The organism is Flavobacterium sp. (assembly GCF_036759525.1).
Taxonomy (GTDB): Bacteria; Bacteroidota; Bacteroidia; order Flavobacteriales; family Flavobacteriaceae; genus Flavobacterium.
Map to the genome: position 1 here is coordinate 1 of NZ_DAIOUN010000014.1, position 25,598 is coordinate 25,598.

Consider the following 25,598-nt stretch of genomic DNA (forward strand, 5'->3'; position numbering starts at 1 on the left):
AGATTATTGGTTTACAGTAGAGTATGAAGAACAAGGACAAATTAAGGTGTTTAAATCACACTTCTCTTTGAAACGTTAATTATAAAAATGAAATAAAAATGAAACTCCCAATTTAGAATTGGGAGTTTTTTTATCGGTAAAATGCAATAGTAAATTTGCACAACGATTTTTTTTACAATTCAACGATATAAATAGTTGCATGTTGAGGAATACTGTAGTTTTATCCATGAGTTTAAGATAAAACTATGAAATTACGATATTTAACATTACTATTAATCTCTTTATTTCTCTTCTCTTGCGAAACAGAAGAAGTACAGGTTGATGCTCAAACATTGCGTGTGCCTGAATGGTTAAAAGGCAATTATGAAGGAGTTCACACTCAAGAATTTTTGTTAGTTAAGTCAAATCTCATTCGGTTTAAATTTGATGATATTACATACCATTACACTAATGACGATGTGCTAGAGATTCAAGAAGATCTAAACAGTTACACAGTTATTACTACAACGGTTCCCTTGAAGTTTAATAAAACCACTTTGAATTCAGAAATCAATCTTAGATATGGTGAATTAAATTTAGGATGGTTTAGAAAAATTGATTTACAATAAAAAACCAGTTCATTTGAACTGGTTTTTTTATTAGTCATTGTAAACTTTTAAGGCTTCTTTTATTATTCGAACCGATTTAATGAGGTCTTCTTTATTTAATACGTAAGCAATACGAACTTCATCTAAACCTACACCCGGTGAAGAATAAAAACCGGCAGCTGGAGCTACCATAACTGTTTCTCCATTATAATTATAGTTTTCTAAAAGCCATTGGGCAAAAGCATCAGCATTTTTGATAGGTAATTTAGCAATACAATAAAAAGCTCCTTTTGGAATTGCTACCTTGACCCCTTCAATTTGATTAAGTTCATTTACAAGAATATCTCTTCGTTCTTTGTATTCTGAAATTACTTCGTTAAAATAGGTTTCAGGTGTGTCTAATGCAGCTTCACTTGCAATCTGAGCAAATGTTGGAGGGCTCAATCTGGCTTGAGCAAATTTCAAGGCAGTAGCCATTACCGCTTTGTTTTTGGAAACAATACACCCAATACGAGCTCCACACATGCTGTATCTTTTTGATACAGAATCTATCATTATTGCATTTTCTTCAATACCTTCTACATTCATTACAGAAAAATGCTTGTCGCCATCATATGTAAACTCTCTGTATACTTCATCGGCTATTAAAAACAAATCATGTTTTTTTACCAATTCTGCTAATTGTAAAATTTCATCTTGCGAATATAAATATCCGGTTGGATTTCCGGGGTTACATATTAAGATAGCTTTTGTTTTGGGCGTAATTAATTTTTCAAATTCGCTAATTGGAGGTAAGGCAAATCCCTCTTCTAATGTGGAAATTACGGGTACAACTTTAACTCCGGATGCAGTAGCAAATCCATTGTAATTGGCATAAAAAGGTTCGGGAATAATAATTTCATCATCACTATCCATTGTACTACCCATGGCAAAAAGAAGAGCTTCTGAGCCACCTGTTGTAATAATAATATCTTCAACATTGACAGGAATATTCTGTTTTTGGTAATGGGCAGCTAATTTTTTTCTGTAACTTTCAAATCCGGCAGAATGACTGTACTCTAATACCGAAATATCCAAATTTTTAATCGAATTAAGAGCTACTTCCGGGGTTTTAATATCGGGCTGACCAATATTCAAATGGTATACTTTTATGCCTCTTTTTTTTGCATTTTCAGAATAAGGAACTAATTTACGAATGGGTGATTCGGGCATACTTTGCCCTTTAATTGAAATTTTTGGCATGATTAAACTTTTTTGAATTGCAAATTTGCAACTTTTTTTATTCAGACCCAATCCTTTTTAGGATATATTTAAAGAATTGATTTTTAATTTATAAATTCCTAATTTTAGGAAAAAAAGTTTATGAAGTTGAAGGCTCTGTTTTTATGCTTTTTTGTGTTTTGTACTTTGGGCTTTGGTCAAGAGGGATTTCGATACATGTCTTCAAGAAAATCCCTATCCATTCCCTTTAAGTTCATAAATAATCTCATTTTTATTCCACTAGAAATTAATGGTGTACCTGTTACATTTTTAGTAGACACCGGAGTTGAAGAAACTATTTTGTTTAGTTTGGATGAAAAATCTGAAATTCAATTTTCAAATGTTGAAAAAATAAAATTGAGAGGATTGGGAAATGCTGCTCTTATTGAAGGATTAAAATCTTCTGAAAACCGAATTGTTATTCGGAATTCAATTGTAGATAAAAATCATGTAATCTATATTGTCTTAGATGAAGAATTTAATTTTTCATCTAGTATTGGAATCCCTGTAAATGGTATAATAGGTTATCAATTTTTTAAGAATTTTGAAGTTGAGATTGATTACATTTCAAACAAAATTATTATTTACAATCCAAACAAGAGCGTTTTTGATAAAAAGAAATCTAAATATAATCAGTTTCCAATTGAAGTTATTAACAATAAACCCTATCTGACTACTCATTTTAATATAGGTTCAAATACTTGGTTCGGAAAAGTATTATTAGATATTGGCAATAGTGATGCTTTTTGGTTTTTTCCTAATCAAATATCAAATTTTACAAAACCAAGCCATACTTTTCGTGATTTTCTAGGGCGGGGCTTTAACGGTGATATTTTTGGCGATCGTTCGAGAGTTAATGAGTTAAATTTTGAAAAATTTAGTTTTGAAAATACTTTAATTGCATTTCCGGATTCGCTTTCCATTCAAAATATTAAGTGGGTTCCTCAAAGAATAGGTTCTTTGGGAGGTGAAATTTTCAAAAGGTTTTATACCGTTTTTGATTACAAAAGAAATTCACTTTATTTAAAAAGGAACAAAAATTTTAAAAATGATTTTGACTTCAATAAGAGCGGGATAGAAGTAAATCATGCGGGTTTACAATGGGTTTCTGAGCGACAAAATTCAACTTTTTCTTCCATTGATGTGAAAATCAATGAACCTTTGAATTATCGTGACGATAAAATAAAGTATAAGTTCTCTTTAAAACCTATGTATGTGATAGCTTTTGTTAGAGAAGATTCGCCAGCAGCTTTGGCCGGTTTGCAAAAAGAAGATATTTTACTTACCATTAATAATCAGGATGCTCATAATTTTACGCTACAGGAAATAAATAATTTACTTAAAGCTGAATCGGGAAAAACGATTCAATTTGAAGTAAATAGAGAAGGTAAAATATTAAAGTATACCTTTAAATTAAAAAATCTTCTATAAAAAAATCCCTTTAAACAAAGGGATTTTAGATTTATTGTAGTGGCCCTACTTTTTTCTTTTCAAGCGGACTAGTTTCGGTTCTTTCTAATACATCCCCTTTTATTTTGAGGTGTACTTTACCGCCTTCATAATTAACGGCATTTGACTCTACTGTAATACTTTTTCGAATTGGCCCTAAAGCCATGTTGTATTTTACTTCAATTTTATCAGATTTACCGGGCATTATGGGTTCTTTTGGCTTTGAAGGTACCGTACAACCGCAGGTAGATTGCACATTGGTGATAATTAATGGGGCATCACCGGTATTTGTAAATTCAAAAACTCGAACGCCATCGTCTTCACCTTTGTAGATTTTTCCATAGTCAATGGTATTATCAACTGCTTTAAAAACAATTTTTGGTCCTTTTTGAGCGTAAAATGATATACTAAAAAGAGCAAATAGAGCTGTAAAAATAATTTTTCTCATGGTTAGAATTTTTGGGTTTTGTAAAATTAAGTACTTTTAGTCAAACTACAAATTATAATTTCTTTTTTAATACTCTGCCTAAATCCGTACTTTTGTAAATTGTTACAAAAATTAGACCAAAATCTGTTTCTAAAAATTAATAATTAACGTTTCAATCTTTATATTTTTTATGGGAATTCCTACTCAATTTGATGCCAAAAAAGCCGAAAGTAAATGGTATGAATATTGGATGCAAAATAACTATTTTCATTCAGAGCCAGATCACAGAACGCCATATACAATAGTGATTCCACCGCCAAATGTTACGGGCGTACTCCATATGGGACACATGTTAAACAATACTATTCAAGATGTATTGATTCGTCGTGCCAGACTTAAGGGATTCAATGCGTGTTGGGTTCCCGGTACCGATCATGCTTCTATTGCTACAGAAGCCAAAGTTGTTGCAAAGTTGAAGGCAGAAGGCATAAATAAAGAGGATTTAACACGTGAGGAGTTTTTAAAACATGCTTGGGAATGGACTGACAAGCACGGAGGTATTATATTGGAACAATTGAAAAAATTGGGTTGTTCTTGCGATTGGGATAGAACCAAATTTACGATGGATGATGATATGAGTGCCTCTGTCATAAAATCTTTTGTTGATTTATACAATAAAGGACTCATTTATAGAGGATATCGAATGGTAAATTGGGATCCCGAAGCTAAGACTACACTTTCTGACGAAGAAGTTATTTATGAAGAACGTCAAGGAAAATTGTACTTTCTAAAATACAAAATTCAAGATTCCGAAGATTTTGTGACCATTGCTACAACTCGTCCCGAAACTATTTTGGGAGATACTGCAGTATGTATTAACCCAAACGATGAGCGTTTTAAACATTTGAAGGGTAAAAAAGTTATAGTGCCAATATGCAATAGGCCAATTCCAATCATTTTTGACGAATATGTTGATATGGAATTTGGTACAGGTTGTTTGAAAGTAACTCCGGCACATGATGTAAATGATAAAGAATTAGGCAATAAACATGAATTGGAAATAATTGATATTTTTAATGAAAATGCTACATTAAATTCTTTTGGATTACATTATGAAGGCAAAGATCGCTTTGTAGTTCGTGAGGAAATCGTTCAAGAGTTACAGCAATTAGGGCATGTTGATAAAATTGAAAATCATATCAATAAAGTAGGTACATCAGAGCGAACCAAAGCAGTAATAGAACCCCGATTGTCAGACCAATGGTTTTTAAAAATGGATGAGTTGGTAAAACCGGCTTTGCAGGCTGTTTTAGAAACCGAAGAGATTAAATTGTACCCTAACCGATTTTTAAATACCTATAAACATTGGTTAGAAAACATAAGAGATTGGAATATTTCTCGTCAGTTGTGGTGGGGTCAACAAATTCCGGCTTATTATTTTGGTGATGGAAAAGAAGATTATGTTGTAGCAGAAACTCCGGAAAAAGCTTTAGAATTAGCTAAAATTAAAACAGGTAATTCAAATCTTACCCTTAAAGACATCAAACAAGATGCAGATGCTTTGGATACTTGGTTTTCTTCGTGGTTGTGGCCTATGGCAGTATTTGGAGGTATTTTAGATCCTGAAAATAAAGATTTTAAGTATTATTATCCTACCAATGATTTGGTTACCGGTCCGGATATTTTGTTTTTCTGGGTAGCTCGTATGATTATTGCGGGATATGAATATACGGGTGAAAAGCCTTTTACCAATGTTTATTTAACCGGTTTGGTTCGAGACAAACAACGAAGAAAAATGTCTAAATCCCTTGGAAATTCCCCTGATCCTTTGGATTTGATAGATAATTATGGTGCGGATGGTGTTCGTGTCGGACTTTTGTTAAGTGCTTCTGCCGGTAATGATATCATGTTTGATGAAGAATTATGTCAAAACGGAAAAGCTTTTGCAAACAAAATTTGGAATGCATTTAAGTTGATTCAAGGATGGGATGTTGATGCTTCTCTTACTCAACCGGAATATGCTAAAATTGCCACAGAATGGTATGAATCTAAATTGGAAAAAACATTAGTAGAGATAGATGATCTTTTTGATAAATACCGACTTTCTGAGGCTTTAATGACTATTTATAAATTGGTATGGGATGATTTTTGTTCATGGTTCCTAGAGATGATTAAGCCGGGATACCAACAACCTATTGATGCTGTAACACATGCAAAGGCTATTGAGGCTTTGGAAACCAATTTAAAGTTATTACATCCTTTCATGCCTTTTTTAACAGAAGAGATTTGGCAATACATTACAGAACGTTCACCAGAGCAGGCATTAATAGTTGCTACTTGGCCTAAAATTTCTGGAACAAACGAATCTCTAGTATCGGATTTTGAGTTTGCTTCTGAAGTTATCTCGGGTATCAGAACCATTCGTAAAGAGAAAAATATTTCATTTAAAGAATCTATTACTTTAAAAGTTATAAATCACGAACAGTCTAGTAAAGCTTTTGATACTATTGTATTGAAATTAGGTAATGTTTCAGAATTAGAATATATCAAGGAGCCTATTCATGGAGCCTTAACTTTTAGAGTAAAATCGAATGAATACTTTATTCCGGTTAGTGGAAATGTGAATATTGCTGAAGAAATTGCAAAATTGGAGGAAGAACTAAAATACAGTTTAGGATTTCTAAAATCGGTACAAGCGAAGTTATCCAATGAACGTTTTGTTTCGGGTGCACCCGAACAAGTCATTCAAATGGAGCGTAAGAAAGAAGCAGATGCATTGGCAAAAATTGCCACTTTGGAACAAAGCATTGCCAGTTTGAAATAAAAAAAGTCCCTAGTAAGGGACTTTTTTTTAAATACCGGTTTGTGTTGCTGCCGTATATTTTTCCGAAACTTTTACCCAATTTATTACATTGAAAAAGTTTTCCAAATAATCTTTTCGTTTATTTTGATATTTCAAATAATAAGCGTGTTCCCAAACATCAACAGCCATAATTGGGGTTCCGGTTATTCCTAACTTTGTCATCAAAGGATTATCTTGGTTGGCAGTGGTTGTAATTGTTAACTTCCCGTTTTTATCAGTAAGTAACCAAGCCCATCCTGAACCAAACTGTTTTAATCCCGCTTCTATAAATTGAGTTTTAAAATTATCAAAACTGCCAAAATCTTTTTTAATTGCTTCAGCCAAAGCACCACTGGGTTCTTTTGCGGTATTAGCACCTAAGATTTCCCAGAAAAAATTATGATTGTAATAGCCACCCCCATTATTTCTTACCGCTTTATTTTCCAAATCCAGTTTTTTCAATATATCTTCAATAGACATATTGGCCATTTCTGTTCCTGCTATTGCTTTATTTAAATTATTGGCATAGGCCAAATGATGTTTAGAGAAATGAATCTCCATGGTTTGGGCATCAATAAAAGGTTCTAATGCATTGTAAGCATAGGGTAGTGGAATCATCTCAAAGGCACCACCTTCGTCTACTTTTACATCGGCTGGATTTCCCATTTCAACCACTACTTCCTCGGTTTCGGGTAAGGGAACTTCAACAACTTCTTCAAGTTTTTTTGAATTGTTACAACTCCATAAGAATGAAGAAATACAAACAGCTAGAAATACATTTTTTTTCATAATTATTTATTTTTATTAAGCAATTCATTAATAATTTCAATATACTTTTCTTTGGCTTCATCTGCAGAAAGATGGCTTATTTGCATCCATGCATTAGTTTTAAAAGCATTTCTTAAATCGTTATTGCTCAAGTTTGCAAAACCTACCGTACCATGTGTTGCTTGTTTATAGTAGGCATAAATACGCAACATAACATCCGGCGGGAGTGCTTCCGTCATGTTAGAAGCTTTTTCAAAAGCTTCTGCAAAACGCTTATCCAATTCATTTTCAGCCATGAACTATTTTTCAGCTATAAGGGTTTCACCGCCTTTAACGGTTTGATTTAAATTTACTTTTATTTTTGTTCCCAGAGGTAAATACAAATCAACTCTTGAACCAAATTTGATAAAACCGGCATCGGCACCTTGAATTACTTGCATGCCTTCTTCTGCATAATTTATAATTCTTTTGGCTAAAGCCCCTGCTATTTGTCGGTATAAAACTTCACCAAAAACGCGATTTTCAATTACAACTGTTGTTCTTTCGTTTTCCGTACTGGCTTTTGGATGCCATGCAACTAGGTATTTACCCGGATGATATTTGCTAAACTTTACTTTTCCATTTACGGCATAACGCGTCACATGTACGTTTATGGGAGACATGAAAATAGAAACTTGTAACCTTTGATCTTTAAAATATTCCCCTTCATAGACTTCTTCAATAACTACAACTTTTCCGTCAACGGGAGCTATCACATAATCGTCATTTGGGTTGGTGTAACGTTTTGGATTTCTAAAAAATTGTAAAATTAGAATTAGGAAAATTAAACCTATAATTTGAATTGCCATTCGCAACCAAACGATAGATATCAATTCATCTGCAGCTAATATTCCAATGGCTACTAAAACGGTTGTGATTAAAATAATTTTTGCTCCTTCTTTATGAAACATAATTTAAAATTTGATAAAATAAATAAATAAACGGTGCTACAAAGATAATACTATCTAGTCTATCTAAAATTCCTCCGTGACCGGGCATAATAGTACCGCTGTCTTTTACTCCTGCTATTCGTTTAAACTTAGATTGAATTAAATCACCCAGTGTTGCAAATATACTAACTAATACTGCTATTCCAATCCAGATATGAGTATTACTGGTTTCGATGATGAATTTTGCAATTACAATACCGGTAAGAATTGAAAAAATTAAACCTCCAAGAAAACCTTCGATAGTTTTTTTGGGTGATATTCTTTCGAAGAGTTTATGTTTTCCTATTGATTTTCCAACTATAAAAGCAAAGGTGTCATTGGTCCAAATCAAAATAAAAATACCGATTAAAATTTTTGGATTGTACCCTTTTATTCCAAGTGGAATCTTATTTAGTATTAAAAACGGCAATATAATATAGCCAAGTAAATACATCCACTTTTCATAACTATACAAGTTTGTTTTCTGATTAGAAAATAAAAAGGCTATTAATTTTAGGGCAATACTTATACAAAATAGAGTTATGCAAGCATCAAGAATGGGGTTGAATTGGGTTTGGTAAGCCCAAGAATAAATTATAATTCCTAATAAAAGGGAAGTCCACTTGTTAATTTTGACCAGTTTTGAGAATTCATGAATAGTAAGAATTAAAAAAATACCAAACAGAATATAAAAGGTAAAACTTGAATGTAAAATACAAGCTAAGAGCAAAGCAACATAAACGGTTCCCGATATGGCTCTTTGAAGCGTTTCGTTCATGTTAGAGATCTTCCAAAAGTAAAAGGTATAGATTTTTGGCGGCACTACCGTAATGTAAAAAATCTTCTTCTTTTGCTTTTTCGAAATATTTAATGGTTGTAATGTTAGTTGGGTAATCTTTTTCGTAACGTTTTTTTATTTCGCGAAGGCCATCACTTTTATTTTCAAGAATTTGACTGGTTGTAGCAAAAACTACAATGTTGGCCGGTAATTCATGAGGTTTAAATTGTTTAATCTGATTCGAAGTTAACAATACAGACCCTTCATCAGCGATGAGATTTTCACAAGTAGCCAATAAAAATCGGGGTTGAGTTGTATTTTTATAAGTTAGTTTATTTTCATCCAATAAATGAAAAAGTTTAGGTTCATAACAAACGGCTTCGCATTCAAACCAGTCGTTTTCTTCTAATATATTTAAAAATTGTTCTTTAACTTCTTCCAAATTTTCACAGTAAAGAAACTTACCTCCATTTTTTTTAAAATTAAAGGTAAAAAGTTCGTCAACCGGAATTTTTATTTCAGGATTGAAAGGGCTTGCTTCCTTTTCTTTATTTTCTTCAGAAGATTCGCTAGTTGAACCAAAAAGTTTTTTAAAAAGACTCATACTTTTTTTTGAACAATTCTAATTAGAGTGATTGAAAACATTCAAAGATAAAAAAAACTCCAATCAAAATCATTTTTGATTGGAGTTTTTTTAATTTTTAAAAAATATATTATTTTTTTATTCGGCCAAAGTTACATGAATTTCATCTCCAAAGGGTCTTTTACCAAAAATGGCTTCTAGGTCGTCTTTGAAAATAACTTCTTTTTCAATCAGAATGTCAGCAAGTTGAACCAGTTTTTCTTTATTCTCTTCCAAAATTTTAATGGCTCTTTGATATTGACTTTCAATTAAATTTGAAATTTCTTTATCTATAGTTACTGCAGTTTCTTCGGAGTAGGGTTTTGAGAAATTGTATTCACTTTGCCCACTTGAATCGTAATAAGTAACATTGCCCAATTTGTCATTCAATCCGTAAACCGTAACCATAGCACGAGCTTGTTTGGTAACTTTTTCCAAATCGCTTAATGCTCCTGTAGAAATTCGGTTGAAAATTACTTTCTCAGCAGCTCTTCCACCCATTGTAGCACACATTTCATCAAGCATTTGGTCTGGTCTAACTATCAATCGTTCTTCCGGAAGATACCAGGCTGCACCCAAACTTTGACCCCTTGGTACTATAGTTACTTTTACTAAAGGTGCCGCGTGTTCTAGCATCCAACTTACTGTAGCGTGACCGGCTTCATGTGTGGCAATTGCTCTTTTTTCTTCTGGAGTTACAATTTTATTTTTCTTTTCCAAACCGCCTACTATACGATCGACTGCATCTAGAAAATCTTGTTTGTCTACAGCTGTTTTGTTATTTCGGGCTGCAATCAAGGCGGCTTCGTTACATACATTGGCTATATCTGCTCCTGAAAACCCTGGAGTTTGCTTGGCTAAAAACTCGGTATCCAATCCTTCAACCTTTTTTAAAGGAGCCAAATGCACTTCAAAAATTTCTTTACGCTCTCTAATATCCGGTAAATCCACATAAATTTGTCTGTCAAAACGTCCGGCACGCATTAGGGCTTTGTCTAACACATCAGCACGGTTGGTAGCAGCCAAAACAATTACATTGGTATTGGTTCCAAAACCATCCATTTCGGTTAGTAACTGATTTAAAGTATTTTCTCTCTCGTCATTTGAACCAGAAAAATTATTTTTCCCTCTGGCACGACCCACTGCATCAATTTCATCAATAAAAATGATGGAAGGAGATTTATCTTTGGCTTGTTTGAACAAATCTCTTACACGAGAGGCACCAACTCCCACAAACATTTCTACAAAATCTGAACCCGACAAAGAGAAAAATGGTACTTTGGCTTCACCGGCAACCGCTTTAGCTAAAAGCGTTTTTCCTGTTCCGGGAGGGCCAACCAACAAAGCTCCTTTTGGAATTTTACCTCCTAAATTGGTATATTTTTCAGGGTTTTTGAGGAATTCTACAATTTCTTGTACTTCTTCTTTAGCACCTTCTAAACCAGCTACATCTTTGAAGGTAACTTTTACATCGGTTTTTTCATCAAATAACTTAGCTCTTGATTTTCCAATGTTAAAAATTTGACCGCCACCACCGCCGGCACCACCACCAGACATTCGTCTCATGATGATAATCCAAATTACAATAATTAGAATTAAGGGTAAAAAATTAATCAAATAGCCACCCCAATTGCTTTTTACTAAGTAATTATAGTCGGAAAGTTTATTTTCTTTTTTGGCTAATTCTAATTTTTCCTGAAAAATTTTACCGTCTGCAATATTGGGCAAAAGATAATGAGCTCCAGTGTTTTCTCTTCCTAAAACATCTTTTACAACCGCTTTATGTTTTTGGTCTTTTAAAGCTTCTTTAGTAATAAATACTTCGGCTTCACTAATGTTTTCCCCTTTGTTATAAACAATTACTTTTTCAATTTCACCGTTATCCAAAAATTCATTGAACTTTGAAATTGTAAGTTTCCCGGGTTCTTGAAACGAACTTCCACCAGAAACTATACTTATAAATATTAAAATCCCTACAACTATGAAATAGATGAACCAGGGATTGATTTTAAATTTATTTGGATTTGAATTCGAGTTATTTTCTTTAGCCATTTTTTTATATGTAATAATACGTATTAATATTTGTTTGGAATGGTAGTAATTTTTGCATCTCCCCACAATCCTTCAATGTTGTAAAACTCTCGCACATGTTTTTGGAATACATGAACTACAATATCTACATAATCCATTAAAACCCATTCGGCATTTTCTACACCTTCAACATGCCAAGGTTTATCTTTTAATTCTTTGGATACTGTTTTTTGAACCGAATTTACAATAGCATTTACTTGTGTATTGGAATTTCCATTGCATATAATGAAATAGTCACAAACCGTGTTTTCGATTTCTCTTAAATCTAAAATATCGATATCGTTTCCTTTAACTTCTTCTATACCTTTGATGATGTTACTAAGTAGCTCATCTTTACTTATCGTTTTTTTAGCCATTAATGTTTATAATTTTCGCAAAGTTATCAATTTTTGTGTTTATTTTTGAACCTTAACACAAGATTAAATAGATAGCTCTAATTTATATGCATATCATCAAACTAAATGCCATAAACTCAACCAACCACTATTTAAAAGAGTTATCTTCTAAACAATTGGTTGAAAACTTTACAATTGTTGTTGCAAAAGAACAGTATGCCGGTAAAGGTCAAATGGGAACAACTTGGGTTTCTGATGGAGGTAAGAATCTGACATTTAGTATTTTAATTAAAGATTTGATTTTGGAAATTCAGGATTTATTTACTTTAAATGCCACGATTTCTATTGCGATTTGCCATTTGTTAAAAAAACATTCTATTCCTAATGTTAGTATTAAATGGCCTAACGACATAATGTCAGGTTCCAAAAAAGTTGGAGGCATTTTAATTGAAAATACGGTCAAAACTAACGGTGAATTCTTCTCAATTGTTGGTGTAGGATTAAATGTAAATCAGACTCATTTTGATGATTTGCCAAAGGCATCCTCTTTAGCTTTGGTTTCAAATCGGGTTTTTGATACCGATGAATTGTTAGTTTCGCTTTGTAATGAAATTAAAAGAGGAGTAATGGTTATGCATCAAGATGTGAATTTGGTTTGGAAAAATTACCATACTCTTATGTTTAGAATTGATTTACCCTCTGTATTTAAAGACCTTGGAGGGAATAAGTTCATGGGAATTATAAAAGAAGTTACTCATGAAGGAAAGTTGAAGGTTTTACTTGAAGATGATACCTTCAGAGAATTTGGAATTAAAGAGGTAACCTTGTTGTATTAAAAAAAACCACACTTGTTAAAGTGTGGTCTTTCAGAATTAAACTAAACTACAAGATTAAAAGCAGTAACTGTTTTCAGCTACTAATTTGGCCGTAATGGTTTCTCTTAAGCCAACAATATTTGGCATGTTGGTATATTTGGTGAAGCGACGTAATCCCATCAACATCATACGTTGCTCATCGCCTTCGGCAAATGAAATGATGCTTTCTTTTCCTTTTTGAGATACAACGTCAACCGCTTTGTATAAATACAATTTGGCCATCGCAATTTGTTCTTTGGCTTTTTCTTCGCCTACTTTTTTGGCTAATTTTTCGGTACGCAAAACGGTACTTTCTGCCATGTAAATTTCTATCAACATATCGGCTGCAGCCATCAATAATTGTTGGTGCCCATCTAAATCCATTCCGTATTTTTGGACAGCAGCACCTGCAACCATTAAGAAAGCTTTTTTCAATTTGGCCACCATTTCTTTTTCTTCCGAAAATAACTCCGAATAATCAGGTGTTTCAAACGATGGAATACCCATTAATTCTTCTTGCACTTTCATGGCTGGACCTAATAAATCCACATGACCTTTCATGGCTTTTTTGATTAACATTCCCACCGAAAGCATACGATTAATTTCGTTAGTACCTTCATAAATTCTGGCAATACGGGCATCTCTCCAAGCACTTTCCATCGGAGTGTCTTCGGAGAATCCCATTCCGCCATAAATTTGAATGCCTTCATCGGCACAATTTTGAACATCTTCCGATACAGCTACTTTCAAAATAGAACATTCGATAGCAAATTCTTCTACACCTTTTAATTCCGCTTCCTGATGTGTGGCACCTTCTGCTTCACGGATTTTAATTCGGTTTTCGATGTCTTTTGCTGCACGATAGGTGGCACTTTCACCGGCATAAGCCGAAGTTGCCATTTCTGCTAATTTATAACGAATAGCTCCAAATTGTGAAATTGGTGTATTGAACTGAATTCTTTCATTGGCATAATTGATTGCATTAGAAGTCACACGGCGTTGTGCATCTAAACAAGCGGCTGCCAATTTTATTCGACCTACATTCAAGGCATTCATCGCAATTTTGAATCCTTCACCACGAGCTGCTAACATATTTTCAACCGGAACTTTGGTTTCTGAAAAGAACACTTGACGAGTCGAAGAAGCACGAATACCTAATTTGTGTTCTTCTTCGTTCATCGTGATTCCGTTGGATGGATCATTTTCTACAATAAATCCGGTGATGTTTTTATCATCTTCAATGCGAGCAAAAACGATGAATAACGAACAAAATCCGGCATTAGAAATCCACATTTTTTGTCCGGTGATTTTGTAATGTGTTCCGTCTTCGGATAAAACAGCTTTTGTTTTTCCGGAATTTGCATCAGAACCTGCTCCGGGTTCAGTCAAGCAATACGCTCCAAACCATTCACCTGAGGCTAATTTTGGGACGTATTTTTTCTTTTGTTCTTCGGTTCCATAAAGAGTAATCGGCATAGTTCCAATTCCGGTGTGAGCTCCAAAAGCAGTAGAAAACGAACCGGTTGCCCCTGAAATGTAATCACATACTAAGCAGGTATCAACAAATCCCATTCCCATTCCGCCATACGCTTCTGGAACAGCAACGCTTAAAAAGCCCATTTCTCCGGCTTTACGCATCATTTCTTCTGTAAAGGCATAATCTTTCTTTTCAAATCGGTCTTTGTTGGCCCAAATTTCTTTGTCTACAAATTCTTTTACCGAATCACGCATCATGATTTGCTCTTCTGAGAAATCTTCGGGTGTGAATACATTTTCACATTTGGTTTCTTTTACTAGGAATTGTCCTCCTCTTGTTATGTCGTTCATATTTATTTTTTTAGAGAAAAGAAGAAAGAAGCAAGAAGAAAGATTAAGAGTCTAACTTACTGATAAAACCAGTGGTCATTTTTTGGAACTCAATAATCTTATTTTCTATTTCAATCGTTTTTTCATTAGTTATATATTTATTTTGATTTGCTATTAATAATTGTGTTTGTAATTCGAAAGAAGAGCCCAGACTGATATTTAAAAAATGTTTGAAATGTATGTTTCCTCTATTTGAACCTTCGGCAATATTTGATGGCATTGAAACTGCAGCTCTATTCATTTGACTTACCAAACCATAAATTTCAGATTTTGGAAATTCTAAAGAAATTTTGTGAATATCTGCAGCTATTTCCATTGCTATTAACCAAATTTTGAGATTTTTAAAGTTATGCTTCATAAGTCTTTTCTCTTGTTTCTTGCTTCTTTCTTCTAAAGCAATTCAAACACCCCAGCCGAACCTTGACCAGTTCCCACACACATACTCACAATTCCGTATTTACTGCCACGCAAACGCATTTCATCAAACAATTGAACCGATAGTTTTGCTCCTGTACAACCTAGTGGATGACCCAATGCAATGGCTCCACCATTCACGTTTACAATGTCAGGATTTAACCCTAATTCTCGAACTACAGCTAAGGATTGTGATGCAAAAGCTTCATTCAATTCAATTAAATCAATATCATTCAAAGTTAAACCGGCTTGTTTTAAGGCTTTCGGAATGGCTTTTACCGGACCAATTCCCATGATTCTGGGTTCCACTCCGGCGGATGCGAAATTGACTAAACGGGCGATAGGTTTGATGCCTAATTCGTTGACTAATTCTTCACTCATGATTAATACGAAAGCCGCACCATCACTCATTTGCGATGAATTTCCAGCTGTAACTGAACCATCGGCAGCAAATACAGGTTTTAATTTGCTTAATGCTTCTTTATTGGTGTCCGCACGTGGTCCTTCGTCTTTGGTAACGGTATAGGATTTGGTTTCTTTTTTTCCGTTTTCATTTAAAAATGTCTGTTCAACGGTAATCGGAACGATTTGTTTGTCAAATTTTCCTTCTGCCTGAGCTTTTAAAGCTTTTTGGTGGGAATGATAAGCAAATTCATCTTGGTCTTCACGTGACACGTTGAATTGTTTTGCCACCGCTTCCGCAGTTAAACCCATTCCCCAGTAGTAATCTTCGTTACCGGATGCGGCAACTGAATAATCCGGTGTTGGTTTGTAGCCACCCATTGGAATAAAACTCATGCTTTCGGCTCCTCCCGCAATGATACAATCCGCCATTCCGGATTGAATTTTTGCCGTTGCCATTCCAATCGTTTCTAAGCCGGAAGCACAATAACGATTCACGGTTACACCCGGAACATCAGTGACTTTTAATCCCATTAATGAAATTAAACGCCCTACGTTTAGACCTTGTTCGGCTTCGGGCATTGCATTTCCGACCATTACGTCGTCGATGCGTTTTTTGTCGAAATCGGGAAATTGAGCCATCATGTATTCGATAGTCTCTGCGGCTAATTCGTCAGGACGTTTGAAACGAAAAACTCCTTTTGGTGCTTTACCAACTGCGGTACGAAATCCTGATACTATATATGCTGTTTTCATGTTTTTGGTATTAAGATGGGAGTATTAAGTATTAAGACTTTAACTCCTAATTAATTATGTTGTTTGTAATGTTTTTTGAAAGGAAAAGTTCATATTTGAAACTTCAACTAACTGGTTAATGATGGGTTGAACTATTTCTTCATTTATGAGTTTTAGTCTCTTGGCTAATATTAATTGTGTAATTAATTCAAAAGTTGATCCATTTGCTATTCCTAAAAATTGAATAAATTCTTTATTGTGATTTCTTCCTGAGCCTTCTGCAATGTTTGATGGTATAGAAACTGCACATTTTTTAATTTGATATAGTAAGTTAAATTTTTCATCATTTGGAAGTAATAAAGAAATCTCATAAACTTCAACAGCAATATCCATTGCTTTTTGCCATATTTTAAGTTTTTCAAAATTGTGCATATATATAGTCTTTTTCTGTCTTAATACTTAATACTTCCGTCTTAATACTAATTTCTCAACGGTTTCCCTTTTGTCAACATAAATTGAATACGCTCCAACGTTTTTCTCTCAGTACAAAGCGATAAAAATGCTTCTCTTTCAATATCCAATAAGTACTGTTCACTTACCAATGTAGGTTCTGATAAATCACCACCAGCCATGACATACGCTAATTTGTTGGCAATTTTTCTGTCGTGTTCCGAAATGTATTTTCCGGCTTGCATTTGGTCGGTTCCCACTAAGAACATTCCCAACGCTTGTTTTCCTAATACTTTAATGTCTTTGCGTTGAATCGGTTGGGTGTAACCTTGTTCTGCCATTTGCAACGCAATTTGTTTGGCTACTGCAATTTGTCTGTCGCGGTTCACCACCACAATATCTTTTCCTTTTTGGAGAATACCTAAATCAAAAGCTTCATAAGCGGAAGTCGCTACTTTTGCCATTCCGATGGTAAGGAAATATTCTTGCAACACATTTAATTCTACATCGTTTTTACGGAATAAATCAGCGGCACGCAAGGTCATTTCTTTAGAACCACCACCACCTGGAATTACACCAACTCCAAATTCAACTAGACCAATGTAAGTTTCTGCGGCAGCTACCACGCGGTCAGCATGCATCGTCATTTCGCAACCACCACCCAAGGTCATGCCATGTGGAGCAACGACAACCGGAATAGAGGAGTAGCGGCAACGCATCATCGTGTCTTGAAACATTTTGATGGCCATGTTCAATTCGTCGTATTCTTGTTCAACAGCCATCATGAAAATCATTCCGATGTTGGCTCCCACAGAGAAATTTGCTCCTTGGTTACCGATAACCAAACCATTGTATTCTTTTTCGGCTAAATCAATGGCCTTGTTGATACCTTGTAAAACGCCACCGCCAATCGTATTCATTTTGGAATGGAATTCTAAATTCAATATTCCGTCACCTAAATGATGAATCGTAGCATCGGAATTAGCCCATACTTTTTGGCTTTCTCTGATATTATCTAAGATGATAAACGCATCTTGACCCGGAATTTTTTCTTGTGATTTTGATGGAATGTTATAAAAATAAGTGGCTCCATTTTTTACGGTGTAGAAAGAAGCATTTTCAGATTTTACCATTTCAGTGACCCAAGTGGCCGGTTCATATCCTTCTGCACGCATCATTTCAATTCCTTTGGCGACACCAATGCTATCCCAAATTTCAAACGGACCATTTTCCCAACCGAAACCGGCTTTCATGGCGTCATCAATTTTATATAATTCATCTGATATTTCAGGAATTCTATTGGAACAATAAGCAAACATCGCGGCAAAATTCTTTCTGTAAAAATCACCGGCTTTGTCTTTTCCTTTTACCAAAACACGGAAACGATCAATTGGTTTGTCAATGGTTTTGGTAAGTTCTAAAGTGGCAAAGGAGGCCTTTTTATTCGGACGGTATTCCATCGTATCCAAATCCAACGACAAAATATCCTTATCTACTTTTTTATAAAATCCTTGTTTGGTTTTGCTTCCCAACCATTTGTTCTCCATCATTTTGTCAATGAAAGCAGGGAATTTGAATAAATTATGAGCTTCGTCATTTGGACAGTTTTGGTAAATTCCGTTTGCTACGTGAACTAAGGTATCCAAACCAACCACATCAACCGTTCTAAAGGTTGCCGATTTTGGACGACCAATTACAGGACCGGTTAATTTATCCACTTCTTCAATGGTTAAGCCCATTTCTTTCACTTGGTGAAACAAACTCATGATACCGAAAATACCAATTCGGTTACCAATGAAGGCCGGAGTATCTTTGGCAACGACCGACGTTTTTCCTAAAAATTGTGAACCGTAATGGGTTAAGAAATCTAAAACGGATTGACTTGTTTTTGGTCCCGGAATGATTTCAAATAATTTTAAATAACGAGCTGGGTTGAAGAAATGCGTTCCGCAGAAATGCTGTTGGAAATCATCGGAACGACCTTCGCTCATAAATTGAATCGGAATTCCAGATGTATTGGAAGTAACCAATGTTCCTGGTTTTCTGTATTTATCGATTTGTTCGAAAACGAGTTTTTTGATATCTAAACGTTCTACCACCACTTCAATAATCCAATCTACATTGGCAATTTTCGACATATCATCCGTAGTATTACCGGTGGTGATTCGGTTGGCGAATTTTTGACTGTAAATAGGCGAGGGGTTGGACTTTAATGCATTCGTTAAACTGTCATTTACGATACGGTTGCGAACTACTTTACTTTCTAAAGTGAGTCCTTTTTTCTCTTCCGCTTCAGTCAAAGCATTTGGAATGATGTCTAACAAAAGTACTTCTACGCCAATGTTGGCAAAATGACACGCAATACCGGAGCCCATGATTCCGGAACCGATGACCGCCACTTTTTTAATTGTTCTTTTCATTTTTTATTTCTTATTGCGAATTAGAATTCCGCTGGTTTTTGTTTTATTTTTAAGAACACAGATTTATTAAATTGAAGAAATCTAAACGATGAAGGCTAATTTCTTTATTTTATTCTCTATTAAAAAATCTTCTTCTCATTAATCAACTCTGTAATAACTTCGGCTACTTCGATAAAATTCTTTAATTGTTCATCTGAAATATTTTCTCGAATCACCTCGTTGAATTTTAGGACGGTATTTCTTGACAACTCTCTTTTTTCTTTACCTAATTCGGTTAGATAAATAAGAACTCCACGACCGTCGTCAGGATTTTTTTTCCGAATGATTAATCCTTTTTCCTCTAATGTTTTTAATGTTCGCGTGAGACTCGTTGCCTCCATTCCCATTCTATTACTTATATAGGTGGATGGAGTACCTTCTTCTTTATCAATACTTAGTAATGCAAATCCTATAGCCATTGAGCCATCATATTTTGAAGCTTCTTCGTTATACATTCTGGCTACTGATTGCCAAGTTGCCCGAAGAATATAGTCTATGGTTTTATCTTTCATATTTTACGCAAACGTTTTCAAAGTTAATAAAATTTTATTATGCACGCATAGTATTTTTTAATTTTAACATTTTAATTTTGAATAATACAATTGTAAAATGCTAAAATGATTCAATTTTAATAAAAAAAACTCTCCATTTGGAGAGTTTTGTTATTAGGATTGACTGTATATTTTATCGTAAAGATGTTGGTATTTTTCTTTTACAATTTTTCGTTTCAATTTCATGGTAGGAGTGAGGTGCCCTCCATCAATAGACCAAACATCCGGAGTTAATTCAAATCGTTTGATTTTTTCCCAATTTCCGAATTTTTCATTAGCTTCATTCACTTCCTCTTGGAATCTTTCTATTACTTTGAGGTTGTTGACTAAGTCTTCATTAGATTCAGATAAATTAATTTGATGTCTTTTGGCCCATTCTCTCACAAAATCAAAATTGGGTTGTATCAAAGCTGCAGGCATTTTTTCGCCGTCGCCTATAACCATAACTTGTTCGATAAAGAATGATTGTTTTAGTCTGTTTTCAATTAATTGTGGAGCAATATATTTTCCGCCGGAGGTTTTAAACATTTCTTTTTTACGATCTGTTATGCGTAAAAAGCCATCTTTGTCAAATTCGCCAATATCTCCCGTGTGAAAGTAATCGTCTTTAATAACTTCACTGGTAAGTTTTTCGTCTTTATAATAACCCATCATTACATTTGGACCTTTACAAAGAATTTCTCCGTCTTCGGCAATTTTTACTTCAACACCTTTGATAAGTTTTCCAACGGTACCAATTCTAAAAAGTCCATTTCTCATATCATTTACAGATATAACCGGAGAAGTTTCGGTCAAACCATAACCTTCCATCACGGGAATTCCTGCAGCAGCAAAAACGCGGGCTAATCGAGGCTGTAGAGCGGCACTTCCTGAGACCATAACATCTAATTTTCCACCAAGTGCTTCTTTCCATTTGCTGAAAATTAATTTTCGGGCTACACTCAATTGTTTTTCATACCACCAACCGTTTTGGCCGTAGGGTTTGTAGCGTAAACCAAGGTTAATTGCCCAGAAAAAAAGCATTTTTTTGATACCGGTCAATTCGGCTCCTTTCCCATAAATTTTGTCATATACTTTTTCCAATAATCGAGGTACAACCGTCATCACATTAGGATGAACTTCTTTTAAATTATCGGTCAATTTTTCGATACTTTCTGCAAAATATACGGATACAGAATAATATTGATAGATGTACAAAATTACTCTTTCAAAAATATGGCAAATAGGCAAAAAACTTAGGGCGGTACTTGTGCCTTCTTTAAAAGGAATTCGAGGAGCACTATCTAAAACATTGGAAACAATATTGTGATGAGAAAGCATTACACCTTTGGGTCTTCCGGTTGTTCCCGAAGTATAAATAATAGTTGCTAGTTCTTCTGGTTTTACATTGTTTTTACGGTCTTCCACCACATCTTGATTGGAAGCGTCTGAACCTAGTTCAAGCAGTTCCTTCCAATTTTTGCAACCCGAAATCTCATCAAAAGAGTACACTTCTTTTAAAGAAGGAACATTGGCTTTAATAGCCATTAATTTGTCGTATACCACTTGATCTGAAACAATGCAATAACTCGATTCAGAATGATTTAAAATATATTCGTAATCTTCTGAGGCGATAGTTGGATAAATAGGTACCGTTTGAGCTCCTACCTGCAACGAACCAATGTCAAAAATATTCCATTCCGTTCGATTAGTTGAAGATATTAAAGCTATTTTATCATTTTTTTGAACTCCTAATCGAATAAAAGCTCTAGAAATTGCATTCGATTTATCGATGTATTCTTGTGTTGAAGTTTTTACCCATTCACCATTGTATTTGGTGACTAAACAGTCCGGAATGTTGTTTTTTTCCAGTTGATAATAGGGAAAATCAAAAAGGCGGGTTATTGAAATCATCTTTTTATAGAATTTTATGCAAATTAGAGAAAAAACAATGATTTTCAAACCAATTTATTAAAAAAAGGAGTTGAAATTTGTCAACTCCTTGATTTTTATATAATAATCTTTTTACTAAGATGTTAATTGTTGATTTTTTCAATCCATTTTCTAGCATTCACAAATGCTTCTAACCACGGTGACACTTCATCGTTTCGGTCTTTGGGGTAATGAGCCCAATTCCATGGGAAAGTGGAACGTTCAATATGAGGCATCATCACCAAATGACGTCCCGTTTTATCACACATCATGGCTGTATTGAAATCGGAACCATTCGGATTGGCCGGATAATTTTCGTAACCGTATTTGGCTACTATATGATACTGACTTTCTTCATAGGGCAACTTGAATTTTCCTTCGCCATGCGAAATCCAAACGCCTAAAGTTGAACCTGCCAATGTGGAAAGCATCACCGAATTATTTTCTTGGATTTTGACAGAAGTAAATCCGCTTTCGTGTTTATGACTGTCGTTGTGGTGCATTTTTCCGTGAATTTCATGTTCCGGATTGATGACTTCTAATTCCATAAACAATTGACACCCATTGCAAATTCCAACCGATAAAGTATCTTCTCTTTTGAAGAAATTATCCAATGCTGTTTTTGCTTTTTCGTTGTATAAAAAAGCTCCTGCCCAACCTTTGGCAGAACCCAATACATCTGAATTGGAAAAACCACCCACCGCACCAATAAACTGAATGTCTTCTAAGTTTTCACGACCCGAAATCAAATCGGTCATGTGCACATCTTTCACATCAAATCCGGCTAAATACATGGCGTTTGCCATTTCGCGTTCCGAATTACTACCTTTTTCACGAATTATGGCTGCTTTTGGTCTTGGTTTTGACGCATCAATCTCCGGTTTTATACCCTTAAAATGATATGGAAATTGATACTGTAACGGTTGATTTTTGTAATTCACAAAGCGAGCTGCCGCTTTACCGTTTTTGGTTTGTTTTTGATCTAATAAATAAGACGTTTTAAACCAAGTATCTCTGTATTTTTCAATGTCTAACGAATAATTTCCTATCGCTAAACTATTCGAATCGGTTACTTTTCCTAATTTGTAGAATGTGATATTTTCTTCCTTCAAGAATGATTCAAAAACGTTATCATCATTTGCTTGAAGCACAATTCCGATGTTTTCTGCGAATAAAATTTTCAATACATCTTTTTCTTCAAATGATGAAAAATCGAGTTTCGCTCCCAAATGATTATCCGCAAAACACATTTCTAATAAAGTCGTAATCAATCCACCACTTCCAATATCGTGACCGGCAGCAATTTCATCGTTTTTGATTAATTCCTGAATCACATTGAATGCTTTTTTAAAGAAAGCTGCATTTTTGATCGTTGGTGTTTCTTTTCCAATCGCATTTCTGATTTGTGCAAAAGAAGAACCACCCAATTTGAAATCATCTTGCGACAAATTGATATAGTAAATCGAACCCGCATTTTTTTGAAAAACGGGTTCAACCACTTTTGTAATTTCATTACAATTTCCGGCAGCGGAAATAATTACGGTTCCCGGAGCAATAACTTCGGTATTGGCATATTTTTGCTTCATGGAAAGGGAATCTTTTCCGGTTGGAATGTTGATTCCTAATTCGATTGCAAATTGTGAACACGCTTCAACGGCTTTGTATAAACGAGCATCTTCACCTTCATTTTTACAAGCCCACATCCAGTTGGCAGAAAGCGAAACACTTTTTAAACCCTCTTTGAGCGGAGCAAAAACAATGTTGGATAAGGCTTCACCAATCGCATTTCGACTTCCGGCTTTTGGGTCGATTAACGCCGAAATAGGCGAGTGGCCAATGGAAGTAGCAATCCCTTCTTTTCCTTTATAATCCAATGCCATTACACCCACATTATTCAACGGTAGTTGAATGGGTCCGGCACATTGTTGTTTGGCTACTTTTCCACCAACACAACGATCGACTTTATTGGTTAACCAATCTTTACAAGCCACAGCTTCTAACTGCAAAACTTGTTCTAAATAGGTTTCAAAGTCGTCTTCTTTATAATTGATTTCGGTAAAATTGCGTTCTACTGAAACATCTTTCATAATCATTTTTGGAGAACTTCCGAACATATCGGCCAATTCAAAATCCATTGGTTTGGCTCCGGTCGTTTTTGATTCGAATGTAAAACGATGATCGCCCGTAACTTCTCCCACCTGATACATAGGAGAACGTTCTCTTTCGGCAATGCGTTGCAAGGTTTCAATGTCTTTTTGACCAATCACCAATCCCATTCGTTCCTGACTTTCGTTACCAATAATTTCTTTGGCAGATAGAGTAGGGTCGCCTACAGGCAATTTATCCAAATCGATTAATCCACCAGTCGCTTCTACTAATTCAGATAAACAGTTTAAGTGTCCACCCGCACCGTGATCGTGAATGGAAACAATTGGATTTTCATCACTTTCCACCAAACCACGAATGGCATTGGCGGCTCTTTTTTGCATTTCAGGATTGGAGCGTTGAATAGCATTTAATTCGATTCCAGATCCAAAAGCACCGGTATCGGCTGAGGAAACAGCCGCTCCGCCCATTCCGATTCGGTAATTTTCACCCCCTAAAATCACAATTTGATCTCCGGTTTTTGGTTCGTGTTTTTGGGCTTGATTGGCTTTTCCGTAGCCAATTCCACCTGCCAACATGATTACTTTATCGAAACCTAATTTTCGAGCATCTTCTTCGTGTTCAAATGTTAAAACCGAACCTGTAATTAACGGTTGCCCGAATTTATTACCAAAATCTGAAGCACCGTTGGAAGCTTTGATTAAAATATCCATTGGAGTTTGATACAGCCATTTACGTTCTTCCATGGCATTTTCCCAAGGACGAGTTTCTTCCAAACGAGAATATGAAGTCATGTAAACCGCAGTTCCGGCTAACGGAAGCGAACCTTGTCCACCCGCAAGTCGGTCTCTGATTTCTCCACCCGAACCGGTTGCTGCACCGTTGAAAGGTTCTACTGTTGTTGGGAAATTATGCGTTTCAGCTTTTAAGGAAATAACCGAATCAAATTCTTTGGTTTGATAAAAATCAGGTTTATCGGCACTTTTGGGAGCAAATTGTTCCACTTTAGGCCCTTTTATAAAGGCGACATTATCTTTGTAGGCCGAAACAATATCGTTCGGATTTTCGGCAGATGTTTTTTTGATTAATTTGAATAGGGAGGACGGTTTTTCTTCACCATCAATCACAAAAGTTCCATTGAATATTTTGTGACGGCAATGTTCTGAATTCACTTGTGAGAAACCAAAAACTTCAGAATCTGTTAAATTGCGTTTCAATTTGATGGCAAGTGTATTCAAATAATTGACTTCCTCATCACTTAAAGCTAACCCTTCTTGTTTGTTGTAAGCTGCAATATCTTCAATTTCTTTGATAGATTCGGGCTGAATGTTGATGGTGAAAATGTCTTGATGCAATTCGGAATATTTTTGAAATAACATCGGATCAAAATCGGAGTGATTGCTTTCAACTTTATGAAATTCTTCTATGCGAATGATGCCATGAATTCCCATATTTTGAGTGATTTCCACGGCATTGGTACTCCAAGGGGTTATCATAGCGGCACGAGGTCCAACAAAAAAATCCGTAACAACGGATTTTTCTATTTTATTTGTATTGCCAAATAACCAGTTTAATTTTGTGATATCCTGAGCTGAAAGTTCGTTTTGCGATTGAACGGCAAAAACAGTAGCACTTTCGTTTCCGAAGAAATGAATCATATAAAAAATATTTGTGTTGTTGTTGGTGCAAATTTACGTTGAAAAAAGGTAGTTTCAAAGTATAT

At 34.9% G+C, this 25,598-nt stretch carries 21 protein-coding genes; 4 read left to right on the forward strand and 17 right to left on the reverse strand.

Annotation, left to right across the window (positions count from 1 at the left end; genetic code table 11):
- The first annotated feature begins 245 nt into the window (after nucleotides 1-245).
- A complete protein-coding gene (locus V7M80_RS09910) occupies nucleotides 246-608 on the forward strand; it encodes a hypothetical protein (RefSeq protein ID WP_333695785.1) in 363 nt (120 codons plus the stop codon).
- Nucleotides 609-638: 30 nt separating this feature from the next.
- Here the strand turns inward: V7M80_RS09910 and V7M80_RS09915 are convergent, their stop codons facing one another.
- Complete coding sequence (locus tag V7M80_RS09915; RefSeq protein WP_333695787.1) at nucleotides 639-1,829, reverse strand: pyridoxal phosphate-dependent aminotransferase; 1,191 nt, start codon at nucleotides 1,827-1,829, stop codon at nucleotides 639-641.
- Between the two features lie 120 nt (nucleotides 1,830-1,949).
- Between V7M80_RS09915 and V7M80_RS09920 the strand changes: the two genes are divergently transcribed.
- A complete protein-coding gene (locus tag V7M80_RS09920; protein ID WP_333695789.1) occupies nucleotides 1,950-3,278 on the forward strand; it encodes a retropepsin-like aspartic protease in 1,329 nt (442 codons plus the stop codon).
- Nucleotides 3,279-3,309: 31 nt separating this feature from the next.
- On the opposite strand, the gene V7M80_RS09925 is transcribed toward V7M80_RS09920, so the two are convergent.
- Nucleotides 3,310-3,744 (reverse strand): DUF1573 domain-containing protein, encoded by a 435-nt coding sequence (locus V7M80_RS09925; RefSeq protein WP_333695791.1) that lies wholly within the window; start codon nucleotides 3,742-3,744, stop codon nucleotides 3,310-3,312.
- 169 nt (nucleotides 3,745-3,913) lie between these two features.
- On the opposite strand from V7M80_RS09925, the gene V7M80_RS09930 reads away from it, so the two are divergent.
- Nucleotides 3,914-6,547, forward strand: a complete 2,634-nt coding sequence (locus V7M80_RS09930; RefSeq protein ID WP_333695793.1) for a valine--tRNA ligase — start codon at nucleotides 3,914-3,916, stop codon at nucleotides 6,545-6,547.
- Nucleotides 6,548-6,574: 27 nt separating this feature from the next.
- Here V7M80_RS09930 and V7M80_RS09935 read toward each other — a convergent pair whose 3' ends face one another.
- From V7M80_RS09935 to rsfS, 7 genes are all read right to left on the reverse strand, one after another.
- The gene (locus V7M80_RS09935; protein WP_333695794.1) at nucleotides 6,575-7,354 is read right to left on the reverse strand and encodes a superoxide dismutase; all 780 of its coding nucleotides are present in this window, start codon (nucleotides 7,352-7,354) and stop codon (nucleotides 6,575-6,577) included.
- A gap of 2 nt (nucleotides 7,355-7,356) precedes the next feature.
- Nucleotides 7,357-7,629 (reverse strand): acyl-CoA-binding protein, encoded by a 273-nt coding sequence (locus V7M80_RS09940; protein WP_333695795.1) that lies wholly within the window; start codon nucleotides 7,627-7,629, stop codon nucleotides 7,357-7,359.
- 3 nt (nucleotides 7,630-7,632) lie between these two features.
- Nucleotides 7,633-8,283 carry a phosphatidylserine decarboxylase family protein gene (locus V7M80_RS09945; protein ID WP_333695797.1) on the reverse strand — a complete coding sequence of 217 codons (651 nt, stop codon included), beginning with the start codon at nucleotides 8,281-8,283 and terminating at the stop codon, nucleotides 7,633-7,635.
- A complete protein-coding gene (locus tag V7M80_RS09950; RefSeq protein WP_333695798.1) occupies nucleotides 8,273-9,079 on the reverse strand; it encodes a phosphatidate cytidylyltransferase in 807 nt (268 codons plus the stop codon). The genes V7M80_RS09945 and V7M80_RS09950 overlap by 11 nt, the downstream gene beginning before the upstream one ends.
- Nucleotide 9,080: 1 nt before the next feature.
- Entirely contained in the window at nucleotides 9,081-9,683 is a 603-nt protein-coding gene (locus V7M80_RS09955; protein ID WP_333695800.1) for a lactate utilization protein B/C, read from the reverse strand.
- A 117-nt stretch (nucleotides 9,684-9,800) separates the two neighbouring features.
- Nucleotides 9,801-11,753 carry an ATP-dependent zinc metalloprotease FtsH gene (ftsH, locus tag V7M80_RS09960; RefSeq protein ID WP_333695801.1) on the reverse strand — a complete coding sequence of 651 codons (1,953 nt, stop codon included), beginning with the start codon at nucleotides 11,751-11,753 and terminating at the stop codon, nucleotides 9,801-9,803.
- Between the two features lie 23 nt (nucleotides 11,754-11,776).
- The gene (gene rsfS, locus V7M80_RS09965) at nucleotides 11,777-12,148 is read right to left on the reverse strand and encodes a ribosome silencing factor (RefSeq protein ID WP_333695803.1); all 372 of its coding nucleotides are present in this window, start codon (nucleotides 12,146-12,148) and stop codon (nucleotides 11,777-11,779) included.
- An 86-nt stretch (nucleotides 12,149-12,234) separates the two neighbouring features.
- On the opposite strand from rsfS, the gene V7M80_RS09970 reads away from it, so the two are divergent.
- Nucleotides 12,235-12,963, forward strand: coding sequence for a biotin--[acetyl-CoA-carboxylase] ligase (locus tag V7M80_RS09970; protein ID WP_333695805.1), 729 nt, complete (start codon nucleotides 12,235-12,237; stop codon nucleotides 12,961-12,963).
- Between the two features lie 54 nt (nucleotides 12,964-13,017).
- Here V7M80_RS09970 and V7M80_RS09975 read toward each other — a convergent pair whose 3' ends face one another.
- From V7M80_RS09975 to purL, 8 genes are all read right to left on the reverse strand, one after another.
- A complete protein-coding gene (locus V7M80_RS09975; protein ID WP_333695806.1) occupies nucleotides 13,018-14,808 on the reverse strand; it encodes an acyl-CoA dehydrogenase family protein in 1,791 nt (596 codons plus the stop codon).
- Nucleotides 14,809-14,851: 43 nt separating this feature from the next.
- Nucleotides 14,852-15,205, reverse strand: a complete 354-nt coding sequence (locus V7M80_RS09980) for a four helix bundle protein (RefSeq protein WP_333695808.1) — start codon at nucleotides 15,203-15,205, stop codon at nucleotides 14,852-14,854.
- 32 nt (nucleotides 15,206-15,237) lie between these two features.
- Nucleotides 15,238-16,419, reverse strand: a complete 1,182-nt coding sequence (locus V7M80_RS09985; RefSeq protein WP_333695809.1) for an acetyl-CoA C-acyltransferase — start codon at nucleotides 16,417-16,419, stop codon at nucleotides 15,238-15,240.
- 54 nt (nucleotides 16,420-16,473) lie between these two features.
- Nucleotides 16,474-16,830, reverse strand: coding sequence for a four helix bundle protein (locus V7M80_RS09990; protein WP_333695811.1), 357 nt, complete (start codon nucleotides 16,828-16,830; stop codon nucleotides 16,474-16,476).
- Between the two features lie 47 nt (nucleotides 16,831-16,877).
- A complete protein-coding gene (locus tag V7M80_RS09995; protein ID WP_333695812.1) occupies nucleotides 16,878-19,268 on the reverse strand; it encodes a 3-hydroxyacyl-CoA dehydrogenase/enoyl-CoA hydratase family protein in 2,391 nt (796 codons plus the stop codon).
- A gap of 119 nt (nucleotides 19,269-19,387) precedes the next feature.
- The gene (locus V7M80_RS10000; protein ID WP_333695814.1) at nucleotides 19,388-19,819 is read right to left on the reverse strand and encodes a MarR family winged helix-turn-helix transcriptional regulator; all 432 of its coding nucleotides are present in this window, start codon (nucleotides 19,817-19,819) and stop codon (nucleotides 19,388-19,390) included.
- Between the two features lie 153 nt (nucleotides 19,820-19,972).
- On the reverse strand, nucleotides 19,973-21,751 hold the full coding sequence (locus V7M80_RS10005) for an AMP-dependent synthetase/ligase (protein ID WP_333695815.1): 1,779 nt from the start codon (nucleotides 21,749-21,751) through the stop codon (nucleotides 19,973-19,975).
- Nucleotides 21,752-21,873: 122 nt separating this feature from the next.
- Nucleotides 21,874-25,533, reverse strand: a complete 3,660-nt coding sequence (gene purL, locus V7M80_RS10010) for a phosphoribosylformylglycinamidine synthase (RefSeq protein ID WP_333695816.1) — start codon at nucleotides 25,531-25,533, stop codon at nucleotides 21,874-21,876.
- Nucleotides 25,534-25,598 lie beyond the last annotated feature (65 nt).